Below are 21,332 nucleotides of genomic sequence, written 5' to 3' on the forward strand. Positions count from 1 at the left end.
AGCACCTCTATTTTTTAGGTCTATTTCTAAGCACTACTATCAATTATCGACCCAAGTAAGTCTCAATAACGGCCTCATTATTCTGTACTTCATTTAATGTGCCTTCAGCCAAAATAGCGCCATTTGCTAAGACCGTTACTTTCTCACTTATGGCATCAATGAAAGTCATATCATGCTCAACCACGATTAAAGTATGATTCTTTTTGAGGCGCAGACATAACTCAGCGGTATGTTCGGTTTCGGCATCTGTCATGCCTGCCACTGGTTCATCAAGCAAAATAAGCTTTGGTCTTTGCATCAATAACATCCCAATCTCTAGCCACTGTTTTTGACCATGAGATAACAGTCCTGCTGGCTTGTTAATCAGATCTTTTAGGCGTATTTGATCAAGCGTTGAGTCAAGCGTATCTTGGATTTCTGCGTCAATACGAGTAAACCAGCTTTTTGACACTCGCTTATCCTTTGGCGCGGCCAGCATTAAGTTATCAAGTACAGTAAATTTCTCAAATACGGTAGGTTTTTGAAACTTACGACCAATGCCTGCTTCCGCGATTTCTTCGGTAGATAGTTTGGCTAAATTATGTATTTGACCGAAAAATGCACTGCCTTTAGTAGGACGCGTTTTACCAGTGATGACATCCATTAAAGTTGTCTTACCTGCGCCATTAGGGCCGATGATGCAGCGTAGCTCGCCTGCCTCAATGTATAAAGATAAGTCATTGAGTGCACGGAACGAGTCAAACCACACGCTAACGTCTTCTAAATACAGCGCAATACCATGTCTCATATCTGGCCCTGATTTGGGAACAGGATGCGCTAAACCACCACTATCTCCGTAATCTTCAGCCAGAGTAGTGACTGGTCGGGTAGGCGTGTTTTCTGCGACCGTTATGTGTGGTATATTTTTAGAGTTTTTCATTGGATTATTGATACTAGGATTGTTTTTAACAAGCGTATCGTTAGTAACTTTTTGGGAAGTAGCAGCATTAGTTATTAACATTATTCTTTTTCCTTTTTAAAACGATCAAGTACGCCAATGATGCCGTTAGGGAGAAATAAAGTAACCACCACAAATAATCCACCTAGGATAAGCAACCAAAACTCAGGGTAGGCAACGGTAAAATAAGTCTTAATCGCATTGATGGCACCTGCGCCTACGATAGCACCAATGAGTGAACCTCTGCCTCCCGCAGCCACCCATACTGCCATCTCGATAGAGTTGACGGGGTTCATCTCACCGGGGTTAATGATGCCAACTTGTGGTACATATAGAGCACCAGCGATACCAGCAATGACTGCAGACAATACCCAAGCAGAAAGCTTGTACCAAAGCGTGCGATAGCCTAAATACTGCAAGCGATTTTCACTATCACGAATGGCACCGAGCACGCGCCCATAAGGCTGGCTCATCAGATAGCGTAGTCCAAGATAGGACAGTAGCAGCGCCAAAGCAGTCGTAAAACACAGCACAGCTCTCGTTGAAGAGGCAGTGATGTCATAGCCTAATAACGTGGTAAAACCTGTGAAGCCATTGTTACCACCGAAGCCTGTTTCGTTACGGAAGAATAATAAGGCTGCCGCATAGGTCATGGCTTGAGTAATAATCGAAAAATAGACCCCTTTGATCTTGGAGCGAAAAGCAAAATAACCAAAGATAAAAGCGACCAGACCGGGAACTAATACCACTAGAGCCATCGCCCACCAAAAGTGCTGAGTGCCTGCCCAATACCACGGCAGCTCGGTCCAACTTAAGAAACGCATAAAGTCTGGTAAGCCCGTGCCAGCAGTTTCACGCGTCAAGTACATACCAAAGGCATAACCTCCTAGCGCAAAATAAAGACCATGACCTAAGCTTAGGATGCCGGCATAGCCCCAGACCAAGTCTAAAGCTAGGGCTACCATGGCGAGCGCCATTATTTTACCAATCAAAGTTATCCAGTAAGCAGACAGGTGAAAACTAGAGGTTTCAGGTAGTAAATGGAGCCAAGGCAATATCAGTAGCACTAAAAAACACAAACCAATCAAAATGGCATTACGTGGGGAATCAGATAATAATTGAGTCAAACGCATGAGGTTCTCCTTAATCCACAAAACGGCCTTTGAGGGCGAATAAACCTTGTGGACGTTTTTGAATAAACAAAATCACAAGAACCAGTAATACAATCTTAGCCATCACAGCACCAATGCCAATCTCTAGCACCGTACCACTGACACCAAGACCTAAAGATGCCAATACCGCGCCCCATACTTGCCCAACACCGCCAACCACGACGACTAAGAACGCATCAATGATATAAGTCTGACCTAAGTCGGGTCCGACATTGCCTACTTGCGCTAAGGCACAGCCAGCGAGACCTGCGAGACCCGAGCCAAGTCCAAAAGCCAACATATCGATGCGAGCAGATGAGATACCCACTGCACGTGCCATTTGCCGATTTTGAGTCACAGCGCGCACAAACAACCCAAAGCGAGTCTTGTTAAGTAAGTACACCAGTAGCATAAGAATAATGATGGTAAAGCCGATAATAGCGATACGGTTGAAGGGGAGTACAAGGCTCGAGGACACTTGATAGGCACCGCTCAACCAGTCGACATTGCTGACTTCGACATTTTGCGCACCAAATATCATCCGAACCAATTGCATAAGAATCAGACTGACACCGAAGGTTGCCAGTAAGGTTTCAAGCTCACGACCGTAAAGCGGGCGAATAATGATTCGTTCGATAATCATGCCGATAATGGCACTGACTAAGAAAGCGACGGGTATAGCGGCAACCAGATACCATCCAGTCATACTAGGAAAATACGCTTGAAAGAGATTTTGCACCATATAAGTGGCGTAAGCACCAATCATAATGAGCTCACCGTGAGCCATATTGATGACACCCAGTAGCCCAAAGGTAATGGCAAGCCCTAATGCCGCGAGTAGTAAGATACTTGCCGTACTAAGCCCCGTAAATAGATGACCTATCCAAGTACTGATGGTAATGCGCTGCTCAATACTATCCTCAGCATCTAACAGCGCAGATTTGAGCACAGGATCGATATCATCTGCCGCCAATGCTTTTTTGACATCAACTAAGACTTGCGGGCTATCGCTATCGGCGAGCACGGTAAGCGCGGCAATTTGCTTGGCGACGTCGCCATCTCTAAAATCAATCCTCGCTTGTAAAGTACTCAACGCCGTTTTGACGTCGTCGTCTTCCTCATTAGTGGCAGCAGTACTTATGAGTGCTGGATCTAGCTGTTCGATATTGTCCGCTAAGATGGCAACTGCCTGCACACGTTGCGTAGGATCGTTTGACTCAAGCTTAACCTTGGCTTGTCCAAATACTAAGGCTGAGCGTAGCGTATTGGTCAAAGTCACTTGCGCCAAGTCACTCGGCCACTCGGTGGTCAGCTGCTTAACAGGATAAGTAAATAGCTCATCTTCGCTGTTAAGTAGATAAGTTTGCCCACCATTGCCTTGGTATAGCTCATCGTTTTTTATCAGCTCAACTAAAGTATCCAAACTCTCAACTGACCCCGGCCACTGATTGAGCATGGTTTGGCGCATGGTGAAGTCAGCAGCAACGAACTGTTCGATAGCGTCCCCTTTACTTACCGTAAGATTAGCGGGCGTAGTCAGAGACTGCTTGTTTTGAGCAAGTAAGGTGTCGTCTTGAGCAAGTAAGGTCTCTTCACTTACAGCATTGGATGTCGCTGCCACAGTATTAGTAGATAGTTTCTCGCCATGGCTGTGGGCTATTGGCGTCTCGTGAGCATGAGCAGCTGATGTGATAGCAATGAGGAGGAGTAAAGATAGTAAGGCGATGACAAAAGTCTTATTAGAATAATTGGCTTGCGCGTCACTTTTATAATAGGAAGGAGAATGTGACATGATGGTTCCTTTTTTGCAGTCAACACTCCTCTAACCTCTACTGAAAACTGTTTTATCAGTAGAGGAGCTAAAGGGTTGCTGGTATTGATACCATTAAGGGGCTAAGGGCTAAGGATTGCGGTTTAGGTGACCACAATCTTATTTAGGAATGTACTGACTCCATGGCTCAGCACGAATGACTTTTGGCGTTTTGCTGATCACATCGAACTGACCATCGGCACGGATTTGACCAATCATGACAGGCTTCCATAAGTGATGGTTTTCCTCATCCATTTTTAATGTATACCCTGATGGCGCGTCAAAAGTCTGACCTCCCATACTAATACGCACTTTATCGACATTAGTGGTACCTGCTTTTTCGACTGCTTGTTTCCACATATTGATACCCACGTAGGTGGCTTCCATAGGATCATTGGTCACGACCTTTTCAGCATTCGGTAGCTTATGATCTAGCGCATATTTCTTATACTTTTTGGTGAAGCCGCTATTGACAGGATTTTTAACCGACATAAAGTAGTTCCATGACGCCAAATGCCCTTGCAATAAGCTGGTATCGATACCGCGAAGCTCTTCTTCTCCTACTGAGAATGCCATGACGGGGATATCAGAGGCTTTGATGCCTTGGTTGGCAAGCTCACGATAGAAGGGTACGTTTGAGTCCCCATTAATGGTAGAGATAACCGCCGTTTTCTTACCCGTCGAGAAGCTTTTAATGTTGCCAACGATAGTCTGATAGTTGCTAAAACCGAAAGGGGTGTACTCTTCCATGATGTCTGTTTCAGCGACACCTTTAGACTTTAAAAAAGCACGCAGTATCTGGTTAGTAGTCCGAGGATAGACATAATCTGTCCCAAGTAAGACAAAGCGTTCTGCGCTACCGCCCTCTGGACTCATTAGGTATTCAACGGCAGGAATAGCTTGCTGGTTCGGTGCAGCACCAGTGTAGAAAATGTTTTCTGACTGTTCTTGACCCTCGTACTGAACAGGGTAGAACATAAGACCATTTAGCTCTTCAACGACAGGCAGCACGGACTTACGTGACACCGACGTCCAACCACCAAATATGACATCCACTTTGTCTTGAGTTAACAGCTGACGTGCTTTTTCAGCGAATAACGGCCAATCAGAAGCGGGATCTACGACGATTGGCTCTAACTGCTTACCCAACACACCGCCATTGGCATTAATTTCATCAATGGTCATGAGAGCAGTATCTTTTAAGGATGTTTCAGAGATGGCCATCGTTCCAGATAAAGAATGCAAGATGCCAACTTTGATGGTGTCACCATCTGCCGCAGGGGTAGTAGCGGTCTCGGCCGTTTCGGTTTTTGTGGCTGTAGAATTGGTCTCAGCGCTAGTTTCTGCAGGTTTCTGACAACCTATAAGGCTTAAGCTACCTACGACGGCTACTGCTAGTAGAGACAAACGTGATGTGAGTTTTGAGTCGATACGATAATTTGTACTGATAGGAGTAGCAGTGATAAGCGTTGGCAATAAAGACATATATTTCTCCAAAAAGATAAAGTAGCAGCTTGGTAGGCCGAGTTAACAAACCATTTCTAACTGCTATTAACACTTCAATATTTATGCCATTCCAAAATACATAATAAACGCACCAATATCGGTCTTTTTAGGAGATATTGCACTTTTTTCGCACCATGATGGTTTTTATGATTTTCTATGCACCATAAGTGTCTGGTCTAAGAGGATTAAAACGATTACATTGAAAGCGGTGTGCTGCTAAGTTCAGAAAGCATAAACAAGGGTGCTTGCAAAGCAAACCCCGATATTAATTAAGCCAATTGAGTACTCATAAAAGCAGTAAGGACTTGCTAAGACATGCCAGCATGTAGTGGCATAATAAATTTGGACAGTTGCTAAGAGGTTGTACTAAACAAAAGAAGGAACATAGTATGACCAACAAACGCAATCAATATACCTGATAATTCAAATTAGAAGCCATCAGCTTAGTCGTTGAACACAAACGTAAAGTACCTGACGGTGCTGATTCATTGGGGATAGGCAAATCCACCCTCAGAGGTTTATCGCACACTCTAACAAGCCAGCTAAAAACACTAGACAACAAAAAACCCCATAAACATTGCGTTTACGGGGTTTGAATTTGGTGGGCCCAGTAGGACTTGAACCTACGACCAAAGGATTATGAGTCCTCTGCTCTAACCAACTGAGCTATGGGCCCTTTAGACGCACAATGATACCTGATTTTTATATATTTTCAAGTAAAAGTTAGCAGATAGGGCATACTATTTGATGAATTATCACTAATTACCACCAGCCAGCGTCAAACTTCGGCCTCCATCTACGGTTATTATCTCACCCGTCACATAACTGGCGTGCGCCAAATAGAGCACGCTATGCGCAATGTCAGCAGGGATGCCTATTCGCTGCATAGGAATGGAACCTATAATCTTACTTTGCTGCTCGCTATCAATCGCTTGATCGCTATCTGCATCGGGTAAAATATTGACCCCAGGCGCGACCCCATTCACGCGTACACCAGGCGCCATATCCAGTGCTAAAGACTGCACCATCATCCGATGCGCCGCTTTTGCCATATTGTAAACCGTATAATTGGCAAACGGCTTATCATGCGCATGAATATCAAGCAGACTAATAATACAACCTTGTTGTTGCTTAAGATAAGGTAGTAGTGCTTGGCTTAACAATAAAGGCGCTTTGGCATTGGTCAACAGCAGCTCGTCCCATTGGTCATAATTAATACTGCCAAGGGGGGTAGAGTAAAAGCGAGAGGCATTATGTACCAGTACGTTTAGTTGCCCAAATGCCTGCATGATAGTTTGGGTCAGGTGCTTGAGAGTGTCTGCCTGATTTACCACTGCCAAATCCGCGACAATAACCACAGCACTATGAGCGCAAGTATCATTCAGCGCGTCTGCTAATGCATGTGCCTCTTGCTCACTATGATGACAATGGATAATGACGCGATAGCCTTGCTTATGAGCCGCACGAATAATAGCCGCGCCAATTCTCTTAGCACCACCTGTGACAAGCATAACGGGGGCAGATGCCATCATAGGCTGAGTATTTTTAGATGTTTGAGTCATAATAGAGTTTTAATTAGGATATGGTTTTAAAATTTTAAAGAGTGTTTAATCTTTTTATGTCAGGCTGTTTGCGTTTGTAAATGCTCAATTCTGCATTGACGCAAGGCTTTACCAATCGCTGGACCTTTGAGACTTTGATCAATATCATTCATACCAATACTGTGAAAGCTATTTAATGCCAACATCATCTGACGGTGCTGTATAGATAACTGCAATACTTGGCTTGTGACCAAGAGCTGCGAGAGTTTTTCAGGCTCTTTATGGGCGCTGCAGGCTTGAATAAGATCAATTTTCTCGGCAGCACTGAGTTGGGTTATAACGCTTAATTTATCAGCTTGTTGTACGAATAAACCAGCAAATTGTGTTTGTGCCTTTGGTACTTTAGCCATATCACCTATATCGTTAATACTTTTGACAGCTGTTATGGCTTCAGTAGGCTTAGACTGAAATAACGATGGCTTAAGGCTAACCATTAATAGCGCCCAACGCTGTGATAGATTCAATTGCATCTGACCGGCGAAATATAGCGATGTTTGCACTGTCTCTCGTATCTGATCATCATTCCAAGCCTGATGTAACGGTGCAAAGTACTCTGCAAGGGCGCCGATATCAAATAGCTGTTGCCAGTATACCTGAGGGGAGAGCTGCATCATTGCACGGCTCGATTCTTGCCAAATACGCTCGCTACTTAAATGGGTAAGCTCTCCTGAAGCAACCAACTCACGCATCAAGACTAACGTGTCATCAGCGATAGTAAAGCCCAAATCGTAATAGCGGCTATAAAAGCGCGCCGTTCTCAGCACCCGTAAAGGGTCTTCGTTAAAGGCACTTGAGACATGACGTAGGGTTTTATTTTCAATATCCTGCAATCCGCCGTAGTAATCAATCACGTCACCACTTATCGGTGTATCGTCGGTTAAGCTAGTAACCTCTATGGCCATGGCATTGACTGTCAAGTCGCGCCGCTGCAAATCGTCTTTTAAACTAACGTCAATACTGGCATGCACGCTAAAGCCCTGATAGCCCAAACCTTGCTTACGCTCAGTTCGTGCGAGGGCATATTCCTCACGGCTTACTGGATGCAAAAATACAGGGAAATCTGCGCCTACTTGCTGAAAACCTGCGTCAAGCATCTCAGTAACTGTTGCCCCAACGACAACGAAGTCTTTATCTTTAATAGGGCGCCCTAATAGCTGATCACGTACCGCACCGCCGACGAGATACACTTGCATAATATTCTCTTTATATTTACTACCAATTAACCTAAATTTTGTCAAAAAAAACCAGCCAATACTTTAAGCATTGGCTGGTTTTAGTATAGCAGACGGTCTCTATAAAAAATGCAAGAGACTGTCTTAATTGCGCACTTTAACTCTGAAGAACGTAATCGATTACTGCTTCTCGTTGTCTAAATCCTGAGCTTCAGTGACCGCAAGTGCCGTCATATTAACCACACGGCGCGCTGTGGCTGATGGCGTTAGAATATGTACAGGTTTGCTTGCACCTAACAAAATAGGACCGATAGACGCGCTACCGGTTGCCGTCTTAAGCAGGTTAAAGGCAATGTTCGACGCATCTAACGTTGGCAAGATAAGTAGATTTGCTGAACCTTTAAGATTGCTCGAAGGCAAGTCATTGGCACGGATATGTTCGTCAAGTGCCGCATCACCTTGCATTTCACCGTCAAACTCAAAATCGACATTCATCTCGGTCAGCAGTTGATGTACTTTACGCATTTTGACCGCGCTGGCACGATCAGAAGTTCCGAAGTTTGAATGCGACACCAAAGCCACACGTGGGGTAATGCTAAAGCGGCACAATTGCTCAGCTGCCAATACAGTCATCTCAGCCAATTGCTCAGCCGTTGGATCTTCATGGATATAGGTATCAGCAATAAAAATATTACGATCTTGCATGAGCACCGCATTCATCGCGTAAAAATCATTAATGCCTTCTTTTTTATTGATTACTCTGCCAACATATTTTAAATGCAGCTGATAGTGACCGAATGTACCGCAAATCATACCATCGGCATCGCCATTTTCAACCAAAAGCGCACCAATTAAAGAGGTTTTGCGGCGCACATCACGGCGAGCAAGCTCGATACTGACACCAGTACGTTTGTTTTTCTCGTAGTAGCCTTTCCAGTAATCGTTATAGCGCGGATCATCATCAACATTGACGATAGTAATGTTCACGCCATCTTTCAAGCGTAGTGCTAGCTTTGCAATGTTATTTTCGATCACTGAAGGACGACCGACCAAGATTGGATAAGCCAACTGCTCATCGACGACCACTTGTACCGCTAATAGTACGTTGCTGTCTTCGCCTTCACAGTAAACGATACGTTTTGGATCTGCTTTTGCACGAGCAAAAATAGGCTTCATTACAAACGCTGAGTTATAGACAAACTCAGACAGACGCTGACGATAGGCTTTCATATCTGCGATAGGAAGCGTTGCAACGCCTGAATCCATAGCTGCTTTTGCGACTGCAGAGGCGATTTCAATGATTAGGTTTGGCTCAAGTGGTCCTGGGATCAGGTAATCACGACCAAAGCTTGGCGTACTTTCAACGTTTTTGACGTTGCTCATTGGCGTCGCTTCAACATGTGCCATAGCAGCAATGGCGCGTACGCATGCAATTTTCATTTCTTCGTTGACAGTCGTTGCGCCTACATCTAATGCACCGCGGAAGATATAAGGGAAACACAATGCGTTGTTTACTTGGTTCGGATAATCAGAGCGACCGGTTGCCATAATAACGTCTGGACGGACGGCATGGGCGATTTCTGGCATGATCTCAGGCGTTGGGTTAGCAAGCGCAAAGATGATAGGGTCTTTTGCCATACGGCGAACCATGTCTTCTGTCAATGTACCAGGCATAGATAAGCCTAGGAACATGTCGACATCATCCATCAACTCTTCAATAGTCGTAGCAGTGGTTTCACGAGCATAGCGCTGTTTGGTTTCATCAAGGTTTTCACGGGTAGTAGAGATAATGCCACGTGAGTCTGATACGTAGATATTGTTTTTATTCACACCAAGGGCACAAATGATATCCAAGCAAGAAATCGCTGCAGCACCGGCACCAGAACAAATGATTTTAATATCTTCAATTTTTTTGTTCGTGATGATTAATGCATTAAGCATCGCCGCCGCAACAATGATTGACGTGCCATGTTGGTCATCATGGAATACTGGAATGTTCATACGCTTACGCAATTCGCGCTCGATTTTGAAACACTCTGGTGCTTTGATGTCTTCTAAATTAATCCCACCAAACGTAGGCTCTAAAGAAGCAACTGCCTCAATGAATTTGTCCGGATCGTTTTGTGCAATTTCAATATCAAAAACGTCGATACCAGCGAACTTTTTGAATAGAACCCCTTTACCTTCCATCACAGGCTTTGATGCCAATGGACCGATATTTCCCAAACCTAGCACCGCTGTACCATTGGTAATAACACCAACTAAGTTGCTACGTGCGGTATATTTTGCCGCAAGAGATGGGTCTCTTTGAATCTCAAGACAAGGTACTGCCACACCTGGTGAATAGGCGAGCGCCAGATCACGTTGGTTTGCCAATTGCTTGATAGGAGTAACTGAGATTTTACCAGGGCGAGGGAACTCATGGTAATGTAAGGCAGCTTGTTCAAACTGCTCTTTTTCCGTACTAGGGGTGTCCGTATTCAAAGTGATATCGTCATTCATAATAATTGCCATGGTTAGGATAAATTGGAATAAATTAAATGGTGATAAAAACTAATGCCTAATTCTCAATAACCATTGAATATGATCATGAGTGTACATTGATTGTTAAGGGGTGCTATGCGGTGCTTAAACATCAGCAAAAAACAACAATAGTGCAAAATAGATAGTCTACATTATCGCCAATAATTTGCCTAGCTAAGGACTATGAACTGCGCACACAATATAATAAATTGATATTCATTATTTAGCTAGTTGATAATGCCAAAAAAATGACCCAAATATCAACCCCAAATGCAAAATATTTCAAAATATTACAGAATAAATATATATTAAGACGAACAGCTGATTGGCATTTGCGGTGCATGAGGCGCAGGCGGTAAGGTATCAAGGTCAATGGCGCTATCATGTAGCGTATAAGGGCTAGCAAGCAACTCGAATACTCTATTTAGTTCTTCAAACTGTCCTTGCTCTGCGGCAACGATAACACGCTGAGCCATGCTGTTACGCAATACATAAATAGGATTGCTGGCTTGCATATCCTCAATTGCTTGAGTAATCGATACCTGCTTTACTTGTGCCAGATAACGGATCGACCATGCTTGCCAGACTTGCTGTGCTTCAGGATTCAGCTCGGCCGTCAAGGTTGCAAGCAACTGCTGCTCATAATGATGCTCGTCCGGTGCGATTAAGCCTAATAACGCTCGGAAACTATTGGTATAGTCGAGTAAATTATCCTCTAGCAGTGTCAACCATTCAAACGCTAAGCTTAAACTTTCACGCTGATGCGGCAACCCAAGCTTACGGCATAGCCCTTGCTGATAATGCTGCATAAAGGTCGCTTCGTAAGGCGCTAGACAATCTGCTAACGTCTCGCGCGTCACACCGTCTAGACGCATAAAGTGCGGTAACCAAATATTTAGATTCCAATGTCCAATAGCAGGTTGATTTTGATAGGCGTAGCGTCCGCTATGATCAGAGTGATTATTGATCCAAGCAGGGTTAAAACGCTCCATAAAGCCAAACGGACCAAAATCTAGAGTACTGCCGGTAATAGACAAGTTATCCGTATTCATAACGCCATGCGCAAATCCAATCAGTTGCCAATCAGCTATCATGCGTGCGGTACGTTCAACCACCGCTTGTAAAAATGCTAAGACTGGCTTATCACTATCACGGCACTCTGGATAATAAGTATCAATCATATAGTCGGTAAATTCGCCAAGTAGGTCAGGCGCAAAGCTGGCAATCCACTCAATATGACCGAAGCGAATATGACTGTCAGCCACACGCATTAAAGCCGCTCCTGCTTCTATTCGTTCGCGGCGCACTTTGGTATCTGATACCACAAATCCCAAGGCATTAGAGGAGGCAATACCAAGCTGAGTGAGCGCATGACCACATAAATACTCACGAATGGTACTGCGTAATACCGCACGCCCATCACCCATGCGTGAATAGGGCGTCAAGCCTGCACCCTTTAGATGCATATCTTGTAGTTGATTGTTTTTATCGAGTACTTGCGCCATTAATAAGCCGCGACCATCGCCCAATTGCCCCGCCCATTGCCCAAACTGGTGACCAGCATACGCCATTGATAAAGGCTGAAATTCAGCTGGCACATACTGTCCACCAAGTATTTCAACCCAACGAGTCATCAAATCTGTATCTTCCGTCCAGCCCAGCTGCTCAGCAACTTGAATATTAAAATGACCGACACGAGGATTGTCTAATGGGTTTGGCAGTTGCTCATTATAAAGACGGGTGTCCAATTGAGCATAGGTGTTTTGATAGCGCATAAGAGCCGTTCCAATTTAAAGATAAAAGCTGGGAGAAGAAATTTAAGATATGAATAGAGTAAACTCACTATAACATAGCCTTGATATAGCAGCATTGCACTCTGTCCGTCTCTTGTAAATCATGATTAATTATCACATCATTGTTTATCACATTACTATTTATCAATAGACATGAGATTTAATACCGCACGAAAAAATCCCCCTATCTTTTACAGATAGAGGGAAGGAGAAACGTCACAATAAAATACTAAATAATCAAACAGTTATCAATACTTAAGCCGCTTTTGCGCTTTCACCGATAGAGCGAAATGCTGTTTTCAGATTGCTGTTATGTGCCAATATTTTTTGTTCAATCTTGGCATAATCTTGCTTTAACTCATCTTCAACTTCATGCAAGCGATCAGCAAACTCGGTCTTTTTCAGCTCAATGGTTTTTGCTTTTAATGCTTGCCATTCTTCAACCGTTTGCGTAAAGGCATCATATTCAAACTTAATACGATCTTGGAAGCTTTTCATCGCATGAGGAATATCAATACCACTTGATGTGACCGTATCAATCTGCTGCTGCGCTGCTTTAAATTGCATTTGTACTTCAGCATGCTTGATAGTGGTGTCATCAACAGTACGTAGCTCAGTAGTCAAGCCCAGCTTCGATAAACCAGCGATAAGCCATTTGGTTGGATCATACTGCCACCATTTTACGCCATTACGATAATCATACTGGAAGAAGTGATGATAGTTATGATAACCCTCACCCCACGTAAATAGAGCCAAGAAGAAGTTATCACGTGCAGTGTTGGTATCGGTATAAGGACGCGACCCAAACATATGACATAGCGAATTGATAAAGAAGGTAAAGTGATGCGTCAGTACCAGACGTAGCAAACCGACGATGACCAAAGTACCCCAAACATCACCCAATAACCAACCGATCGCGGCGACTGCACCGATGTTCAATGCAGCAACCCATAAACCGTAATATTTATGCTGAATTTGCAGCGTTCTATCTTTGGTCAGGTCAGGGATATTTTTATAGTCAAATTTTCCGCTAGGATAATTGCGTAGCATCCAGCCCATATGACTAAAGAAAAAGCCACGTTTCGCTGAGTACGGGTCTTCTAAGCGATCATCGACATGACGATGATGCGTACGGTGACCAGAAACCCAATCAAACGCTGAACCCTGTACCGCAAAGGTAGAACCTAGCAATAAAAAGTTTTTGACGATTGGATGCGCTTTATAAGCACGATGCGATAGTAAACGGTGATAACCAGCTGTGATACTGATACCCGTCCATACCATAAACGCCCCAAATACGCCCCAAACCGGTGCGCTGACTTGATGGGTGAACAGATACCATGGCGTAATAATTGCTGCAGCAATAGGCGTGGCTACCAGAATAGTCGCTGGAATCCAGTTAATCGGTGCTTTGGTAAACTCAAATTCACGCATATCGATATTATCTACATCGGTAGGCAGTTCAGTCTGCTCAGAGGCGCTTGCATAGTTGCGTTTGGCAACAGGCATCTCATCGAGTGAGTTTTTTGCTTTATTCTCATCAAAACGTGTTTTAAAACGTGTGACTTGAATGCTGGCATTTTTGACAAATGTGTCACCAGATTTGATAGCGAAACGTAAGCCTTTAAGCGGTAAGCCAAGTGCTTTTTTTGCAATCATATAATATCCCTAACGGTATTAATTTAAGCGTCTATATTACCTTAAATACTTAGTAAAGTGAACACTTATACACTATAAAAATATTGCTAAATAACAATAACTTGTATGGATTATAGTAGGTGTTATGGCAAATAAGCCGTGACTTATCAGCTATAAGGTAAAAATGTAAGTAAAACAATAAATATGTACACCACAAAAGCGAGTTTAGAAATAGGAGTAATGCGTTAAGGTAGTAATAAATAGCTTGGGTAATCGGTAATAATCACATTAACTTGCCAGTTTATAAGCTGCTTAATAGTCTCAATATCATTGACCGTCCATGCACTTACAGGTAAGTCATAGCGATGACAATGCTGTATGACTTCACGATTCAAAAGCGGATAGTGGATACCTAATTGCTTACAGCCAAGTTGTAAGGCAGTATTGGGAGCCTGTTTCAGTAGTTTAGGCTCTCGAATAAGCAGCCCACGTGGTATATGCCTCATGAAAGTACTGCATTGTAAATGGGCATGCAGCTCAACATCAAAGCTGGTTAGTACAATCGGTAGGCTAGCAAGTGGGCTATCAATGAGGTCACGCATCAAGGCTTTTACGAGTTTGGCATAATCAGTGCGACTATGGGTTTTAACCTCAAGTTCAATATAAGTATAGGTATTTAGAGCAGAAGCAATGTCAGGCAACGTGATAATTGGCTGACCAAACTGATGATGACGCTGTATTTCGCTCACATTTAGCTGATCTAGACGTGATTGCTGCCCGCACATGCGCTCAAGCGTTTCATCATGAAAGACGATGAGCTGTCCATCTCGGCTAAGTTGTACATCGAACTCTACACCTGCCAAACCAGAGCTTTGCAAATTTTGCGCATATTCAAAACCTGATAAGGTATTTTCTAATGCTTCACCGCGCGCGCCGCGATGACCAAGTAGCAAGGTGTTCTTAAGATCTATCATAACCAGTAACCATCACATATTTTGAGCATTATAATGGAAATATTATATCGTCTGTTATTAACTGCATCCAACGCTATCACGTATCAAAGCGTATTGAATAAAGCATTTATAAAAATTTTATGCTGATAAAACTTTCTGTCATCATCTTAATATTTGTTTAAGTAAATATATATTTGTAGCTTTTTTGCAACTAAAGCTATATTTCGGACACAATGTTGAACGTTATTTGTACATCAGTAGGCTACATAGATGACCATCTCCTGCAAACACCGTATAATAATGTGGTTTTCAAATCTATCGCAATGCCGGTTTCTGCTAGATTTGAGTTTTATAGTGTAAATGTCAAATACTGTCCGTGAGCGACGGTACGAATCAGTAAATTGGAGCAAAAGAGATATGAGCGTAGCAAATAAAAGTGTGAGCAAATGGTATAAAGTTGCTGGTATCGGCATGGTATGTGGTTTAGCGCTTGCTGGTTGTGATCGCTCAGAAAAAGACGATGCCGAAACGGTAGAAGTGACTGAGCAAGAAACACAGGTTAGTGAAAACGCTGCTGCCACGGCGGTGAGCTGTGATGATCCTATGGTACAAGACCGCCTCAAATCCGCTTTGAAAAATACGCTCAATCAACAAGCCCAAACTTTAGCAGTCAGTTATGCCAACGATGCAGAGATTGGTTTAGGCAGCGGTGTGGTTTCTACTAAAGCAAACGGTATTATCATCGATATACAAAATGCCGCCGTGTTGCAAGCAACCAATGAAAATGGTCTGACTACCTGTCAGGCAAGCGTCAGCATGACTCTGCCAAGTGAAGACTTATATCAAGCCAGCCAAGTGCAAGCCGCTAATAATCAGCCAAGTTTGCAATCGCGCTTAGCCAATGACAATATTCGTATCAATAACAATATGCTCATTGATGATGCTTTTACCTATGTTGTTGGTACGCAAGGCGGTCAAGTACGTACACGTATCGCAGGACAGCCAGCATTATTAACAGTGGTATCAGAAGTGGTCGCCAGCTCAACGCTCCAGTCAGCAATGGAAGAGCAGCGCGCCCAACGTGCCACTCAGCAACCTGAACGCCGCCGTGAATCAGCTCAGAATACACAGAGCAATAATAATACTAGTCAGCCAAGAGCGGTAACGCCAGCTGCGCCTGTGCGCCCAGCACAACCTGCTAAGCCACCAGTTGTTAATCAAAACAGCAGTCAAAGTACAAAGACGCCAAGTAGTACTCCGTCAGCGCCAACACCTAGCACTACTGCGCCTAGTACAGTAACTCCTACACCTGCTGCTCCAGAAGCGCCAAAAGCAACGCCTAAAGATGAAAGCATTGATATGGTCATTATTGAAGATAAAGAAGCAACTTATTAATCTTATTGCTACTAAATATCGATAAGCATCGTTTCAGTATTTCAATAAAAAAACGCCTGCAACATATTTATTGCAGGCGTTTTTTTATGGTTTATTAAATGGCTCAACTATCAGCGAATTTTTGTAATACTTGGCTGTCCCACAAGACTTCAGAGACCTGTTCAGGGTCTGTGCAAAAACGTGCGGCGACAAAGAGCCAATCAGACAAACGGTTGATAAAGCTGACCGCTGTCGGTCGAATGGCTTGTGGCTGCGCTTGTTTTAGTAATACTGCTTGGCGCTCAGCGCGGCGACAAACAGTACGTGCCACATGCAATTGGCTGACCAATAATGAGCCTGTTGGTAAGATAAAGTCTTTTAGCGGTGGTAACGTCGTATTCATCGCATCGATCTGCTGCTCAAGCCAATCAATATGAATCGTATTTACGCCTTCATATTCTGGCATAGCAAGCTCACCACCGATATTAAATAATAAATGTTGAATAATCACTAAAGCTTGGGCAAAGTCGACTTCTTGCTTTGTTTGCAAGCGTTCAGGTAGCTGTTGGCTGTGCCTTGAATTATTGGTTTGCGCACTTAACGCTTGAGTAAGCTGCGCACGTACCAAGCCAATGTGCGAGTTGAGCTCATCAATATCACCCATCACACTAAATAGGATGTCCGCTTTACTGACGCGACTACCATCTGCCATGCCGGTACTGCCATCATCGCCAGTACGCGTATAAATTTTGCTTAAACGATTGCCCATATTTTTATCCTTAACTATCAATGTTTTTATCATTACAGAGTCTTACTTGCGCGCTCATTGTAGTATTTTACGAGCATTTTCGCTAAGATAATGGGTTAAGTTTTATATTGATGTTCTCTTTACCCTTGATTTATGCGTGATTTGCTTATGTAAGCGCTTTTTTATTGGCTAAGCGTACATGATTGCTAGGCTTGTTTTCTCTTATACTTTTAATTTAAAGGCTTTATGACTATGACCACACCTCTTGCAGACGCGATGTCTCAGCTCGTCATCTATGACTCACTTACTGGACGCAAGCAAGCATTCAAGCCGCTTGCCACGGGCAAAGTTGGCATGTATGTGTGTGGCATGACGGTTTATGATTATTGTCATATCGGTCACGCTCGAGTGATGGTTGGCTTTGATATGGCAGTACGTTGGCTTGCACAATTGGGCTATAACGTAAATTACGTGCGTAATATTACTGATATTGATGACAAAATCATCACTCGTGCTGCCGAAAATGGTGAAGAGATTGGCACATTGACCCAACGTTTTATTACTGCCATGCATGAAGATGCGACAGCACTTGGCTGCTTGTCCCCTGATGCAGAACCGCGTGCGACCGATCATATCGATGAGATGCAGCAGATGATTGAGACGTTGGTTAGTAATGACTATGCCTACGCGGGTGATAATGGTGATGTCTATTATGCAGTCGATAGCTTCGCAGATTATGGCAAATTGTCAAAACGTAACCTTGACGATATGCAGGCAGGCTCACGGGTTGAAGTCGAAAACGACAAGCGCAATCCATTTGATTTTGTGTTATGGAAAGCGGCGAAACCTGATGAGCCGCAATGGGCATCAGCTTGGGGTCAAGGGCGTCCAGGCTGGCATATTGAATGCTCAGCGATGTCGACCAAATGCCTTGGTAATACCTTTGATATCCATGGCGGCGGTCATGATTTGCAGTTCCCGCATCATGAAAACGAGATTGCCCAATCTGAAGCAGCAACCGGCTGTGAATACGCGCGTAACTGGATGCACGTTGGTTTTATCAATGTTGATGGCGAAAAAATGTCTAAGTCATTGGGTAACTTTTTTACCATTCGTGATGTCATGGCAAAATACTTACCAGAAACGGTGCGTTTCTTCTTATTGTCGAGTCATTATCGCAGTCAAGTAAACTTCTCTGATAGTGCCTTGGACGAAGCGCATAATAGCCTAAGCAGGTTGTATCAAGCATTAAAAGTTGCTGAACAACAAAAAGGTGAAGTACTTATTATCGATGAAGCCTTGATTAATAATGCCTACGCCAGTGCAGTGGGACAAGACTTTATCAAAGCCATGAATGACGACTTTAATAGCTCAACGGCTATCAGTGTGCTGTTTGGATTGGCGCGTGATATCAATAAAGCGAGTAAAGCACAAGATGTAGAGACTGCTTGGCAGTTGGCTGAGTGCTTAAAGGCTTTGGCGCAAACGCTTAATATTTTACAGCAGCCTGTGCAGCAGTTCTTGCAAGCCGTCATTGGTGAAGTAGCTGAAGATAGTTTAACCGACGAAGCCATTGATGAGCTAATCATCGAGCGTGCTGATGCCAAAACCAATAAAAACTTTGCGCGTGCTGATGAGATACGTGTGCAGTTGAAAGAGGCTGGTATTGAGCTTGAAGACAGTCGTGCGGGCACCACTTGGCGCCGTGCTTAATGTAAGCATTAGTTTTTTGCGCTTGTTCATTCACAAACAATAATAAATTAAGCCAGCTATCTGCTGGCTTTTTTGTGTCTTCTGCATTAGCTTAATATCATACTTATTAGCAAGAGTTTTTGTATGCAAACTCCTTTTGGATTTCTCAGGACTCACTCTCTACAGTCTCATGCCCAGTTTCTATCGCGACTGCTCTTTATAATTGGCAGCTTATTTATCCTATTAAATATGGCGTGCATTTCTGCTTATGCAGCAAGCAGTACTGAGGAAATAGACAGTCGAAATATTGAAGAGACAGTTACTACAAAACCAGAAAATTTGGTGGAGTATGCTGCGCAAAGAATCGATAAGTTAAAAGAAGAAGGAGTGACTGTTTCTGCCGTTGCAGCAGAGGTAATTAGCCCGCTAGAAAAAAGGACAGTGCAGCAAGCAGGTGTGCTACAAGGAGATTCTGGTCTCACTGGTGATTACAACGAAAACTACTATGCGTTAGATAAGCTCAATGCAGGTTTGCCGCCTTTGTCTGAGCCGCCAAATTTGTCGACACCCCTTGCCACATTAGAGTTTTTCCAATCGGCGGTCATGAATCAGCAATATGATTTGGCAGCTTATGCGCTCAATATGAACTTGATTGATGGTAAGTTACAGCGTAGTCGGGCGATAGATCTGGCCAAACAACTTGATTTTCTGTTGATTGAAAAAAAGCTCTATGTTTTTGATGAATTGCCAGATCGTCCTGACGGTTTGATTGAGCCACCGCTTGGTAGCACGAACAGTATTCAAGGCATTCCTAGACGCTCTATTCAGCTTGGTTATATCGATTATCGTGAGCGCCGTGTACCCATACATCTAGAGCGTGTGCGCATTGATGATAGTGCGCCTTTTTGGGTATTTTCTGCCCAAACGGTTGGTAATATCGATAACCTCTATGAGCAATATCATCCGGCAAAGTTTGAGCGTTATTTACCGGCGTGGACAAAATTACAGTTATTTAGCATCGCCATCTGGGAGTTTTTAGCATTACTTGTTTTCTTCTCTTTTACCATGGGAGTAGGCTGGTTACTCAGCAAAGGTGCTGGCAAGCTTCTCAATTGGTATGTCAAAGATAAAGCCGGCAATCGGCTGAGTACGGTTCACCACAATAGCGTGGAAGATTTGGTCAATAAGCTGACAGTACCGCTAACCTTTACCATCAGCTTCTCATCGGTATTTACCTTGGTATCGGGCGGCTTTCCTTACCTGGATGCAGTCGCTTCCTCGACACGTCCGATTATTTGGATTGGATTGGTCTTTAGCGCCATGTGGCTCGGTATACGTGTTATCAACTTTTTTGCCAACCGCTATCAAGATATGCAGATTGAAAATCTAGGAGAGGAGCAGTTTGACAAAGTGCGCCGTCGTCGAACTTACGTATCGATATTTCGCCGCGTCTTCGTATTTGTCATGGTCTTGGGCAGTATTTGGATAGGTCTGAGTGAGTTTGCCAACATGGAAGGCTTTGGCAAAACCTTACTGACTTCGGCTGGCATTGCTGGCGTGGTCATTGGTATCGCTGCTCAACCAATATTGGGTAACATCATTGCTGGAGTACAGGTAGCAGTGACACAGCCCGTACGAATTGGCGACAGTGTGATAATGGATGGCAACTTTAGTACCGTTGAAGACCTGCGTTACACTTATGCGGTACTAAAAACATGGGATGAACGTCGATTAATCGTGCCGATGCGCGAATTGATCACCGAAATGGTAGAGAACTGGTCGCATACAGAAGTGCATCAGACCTGTCCTGTGTTCTTATATATCGATTACGGCGCAGATATTGACGCCATTCGGCAGAAGTTTATTTCGGTGGTGAAAGACAATAAGCTTTGGGACAACAAGACTGAGCCTGAAATATTTGTCGTTGAGGTGACTGAAAAGACCATTCAACTGCGTGGCGCTGTTTCAGCGGTAGGCCCTGTAGAAGCATGGACACTGGCCTGTGAGATACGTGAGCAGATGCTTGATTATTTGTACCGTGAACAAAAGCATTATTTACCAGCTGAGCACCTTGTATTGAGACAAAAATAGTCAATATCTATTGGTTTGGCGCTTAAAAAATTTGAATGTACAGCGTCACTATCGATAGACAGCTTTGGGTAAAACCCACTGACAAATATAGCATGCGATTTGCTTGCTTATTTGTTATAATATGGCGTTATTTTTAAGGGATAATTCAGTTGTTAAGCATTGTATAGTTAGATTTTGGGGCAGGTAAAGGGTGCTGTATTAGCCAGTCTGCTGAGCCAATGATTTAATGAGCAATGATAAATTGATGATGTGCCGAACGAATGTTTGTATTTAGTATTTGTTCCCCACGGTTTTATTATTCTCTACTAGGTTTTGATAGTCTGAAGATTTTGATAAAACGTTC

The 21,332-nt window shown here is 43.5% G+C and carries 14 protein-coding genes and 1 tRNA gene; 3 read left to right on the forward strand and 12 right to left on the reverse strand.

The window, feature by feature from the left end; translation table 11 throughout:
• Nucleotides 1-43 precede the first annotated feature (43 nt).
• The 11 genes from urtD to VLA57_RS08895 all read right to left on the reverse strand — a co-directional run bounded on the left by urtD (nt 44) and on the right by VLA57_RS08895 (nt 15,105).
• A complete protein-coding gene (gene urtD / locus VLA57_RS08845) occupies nt 44-1,000 on the reverse strand; it encodes an urea ABC transporter ATP-binding protein UrtD (protein ID WP_133104100.1) in 957 nt (318 codons plus the stop codon).
• Nucleotides 1,000-2,070 (reverse strand): urea ABC transporter permease subunit UrtC, encoded by a 1,071-nt coding sequence (gene urtC / locus VLA57_RS08850; RefSeq protein WP_010200558.1) that lies wholly within the window; start codon nt 2,068-2,070, stop codon nt 1,000-1,002. The genes urtD and urtC overlap by 1 nt, the downstream gene beginning before the upstream one ends.
• A 10-nt stretch (nt 2,071-2,080) precedes the next feature.
• A complete protein-coding gene (gene urtB / locus VLA57_RS08855; protein WP_133104101.1) occupies nt 2,081-3,880 on the reverse strand; it encodes an urea ABC transporter permease subunit UrtB in 1,800 nt (599 codons plus the stop codon).
• A 138-nt stretch (nt 3,881-4,018) separates the two neighbouring features.
• Nucleotides 4,019-5,329, reverse strand: coding sequence for an urea ABC transporter substrate-binding protein (gene urtA / locus VLA57_RS08860; protein WP_026037277.1), 1,311 nt, complete (start codon nt 5,327-5,329; stop codon nt 4,019-4,021).
• A 674-nt stretch (nt 5,330-6,003) separates the two neighbouring features.
• Nucleotides 6,004-6,080 (reverse strand) — tRNA-Ile (locus tag VLA57_RS08865).
• 82 nt (nt 6,081-6,162) lie between these two features.
• A complete protein-coding gene (locus tag VLA57_RS08870; RefSeq protein WP_333954822.1) occupies nt 6,163-6,966 on the reverse strand; it encodes a pteridine reductase in 804 nt (267 codons plus the stop codon).
• A gap of 59 nt (nt 6,967-7,025) precedes the next feature.
• Nucleotides 7,026-8,198 carry a tRNA nucleotidyltransferase gene (locus VLA57_RS08875; protein ID WP_133104102.1) on the reverse strand — a complete coding sequence of 391 codons (1,173 nt, stop codon included), beginning with the start codon at nt 8,196-8,198 and terminating at the stop codon, nt 7,026-7,028.
• Between the two features lie 159 nt (nt 8,199-8,357).
• Nucleotides 8,358-10,679, reverse strand: coding sequence for an NADP-dependent malic enzyme (locus tag VLA57_RS08880; protein ID WP_020443216.1), 2,322 nt, complete (start codon nt 10,677-10,679; stop codon nt 8,358-8,360).
• A 329-nt stretch (nt 10,680-11,008) separates the two neighbouring features.
• Nucleotides 11,009-12,475: a protein adenylyltransferase SelO gene (locus tag VLA57_RS08885; protein WP_133104104.1), complete on the reverse strand. Its 1,467-nt coding sequence runs from the start codon at nt 12,473-12,475 to the stop codon at nt 11,009-11,011.
• A 273-nt stretch (nt 12,476-12,748) separates the two neighbouring features.
• Nucleotides 12,749-13,927 carry an acyl-CoA desaturase gene (locus tag VLA57_RS08890; RefSeq protein ID WP_181210356.1) on the reverse strand — a complete coding sequence of 393 codons (1,179 nt, stop codon included), beginning with the start codon at nt 13,925-13,927 and terminating at the stop codon, nt 12,749-12,751.
• 449 nt (nt 13,928-14,376) lie between these two features.
• Entirely contained in the window at nt 14,377-15,105 is a 729-nt protein-coding gene (locus VLA57_RS08895; protein ID WP_133104106.1) for a glycerophosphodiester phosphodiesterase, read from the reverse strand.
• Nucleotides 15,106-15,501: 396 nt separating this feature from the next.
• On the opposite strand from VLA57_RS08895, the gene VLA57_RS08900 reads away from it, so the two are divergent.
• Entirely contained in the window at nt 15,502-16,479 is a 978-nt protein-coding gene (locus tag VLA57_RS08900) for a hypothetical protein (protein ID WP_133104107.1), read from the forward strand.
• Nucleotides 16,480-16,582: 103 nt separating this feature from the next.
• Here the strand turns inward: VLA57_RS08900 and VLA57_RS08905 are convergent, their stop codons facing one another.
• A complete protein-coding gene (locus VLA57_RS08905) occupies nt 16,583-17,227 on the reverse strand; it encodes a cob(I)yrinic acid a,c-diamide adenosyltransferase (protein WP_133104108.1) in 645 nt (214 codons plus the stop codon).
• A 255-nt stretch (nt 17,228-17,482) separates the two neighbouring features.
• On the opposite strand from VLA57_RS08905, the gene cysS reads away from it, so the two are divergent.
• Both cysS and VLA57_RS08915 read left to right on the forward strand, forming a co-directional pair.
• Complete coding sequence (cysS, locus tag VLA57_RS08910; protein WP_442968872.1) at nt 17,483-18,919, forward strand: cysteine--tRNA ligase; 1,437 nt, start codon at nt 17,483-17,485, stop codon at nt 18,917-18,919.
• A gap of 228 nt (nt 18,920-19,147) precedes the next feature.
• A complete protein-coding gene (locus tag VLA57_RS08915) occupies nt 19,148-20,989 on the forward strand; it encodes a mechanosensitive ion channel family protein (RefSeq protein ID WP_333954824.1) in 1,842 nt (613 codons plus the stop codon).
• The last annotated feature ends 343 nt before the right edge of the window (nt 20,990-21,332 follow it).

Origin of the sequence: Psychrobacter sp. S4(2024), from assembly GCF_036861305.1 — a bacterium.
Lineage (GTDB): Bacteria > Pseudomonadota > Gammaproteobacteria > Pseudomonadales > Moraxellaceae > Psychrobacter > Psychrobacter cryohalolentis.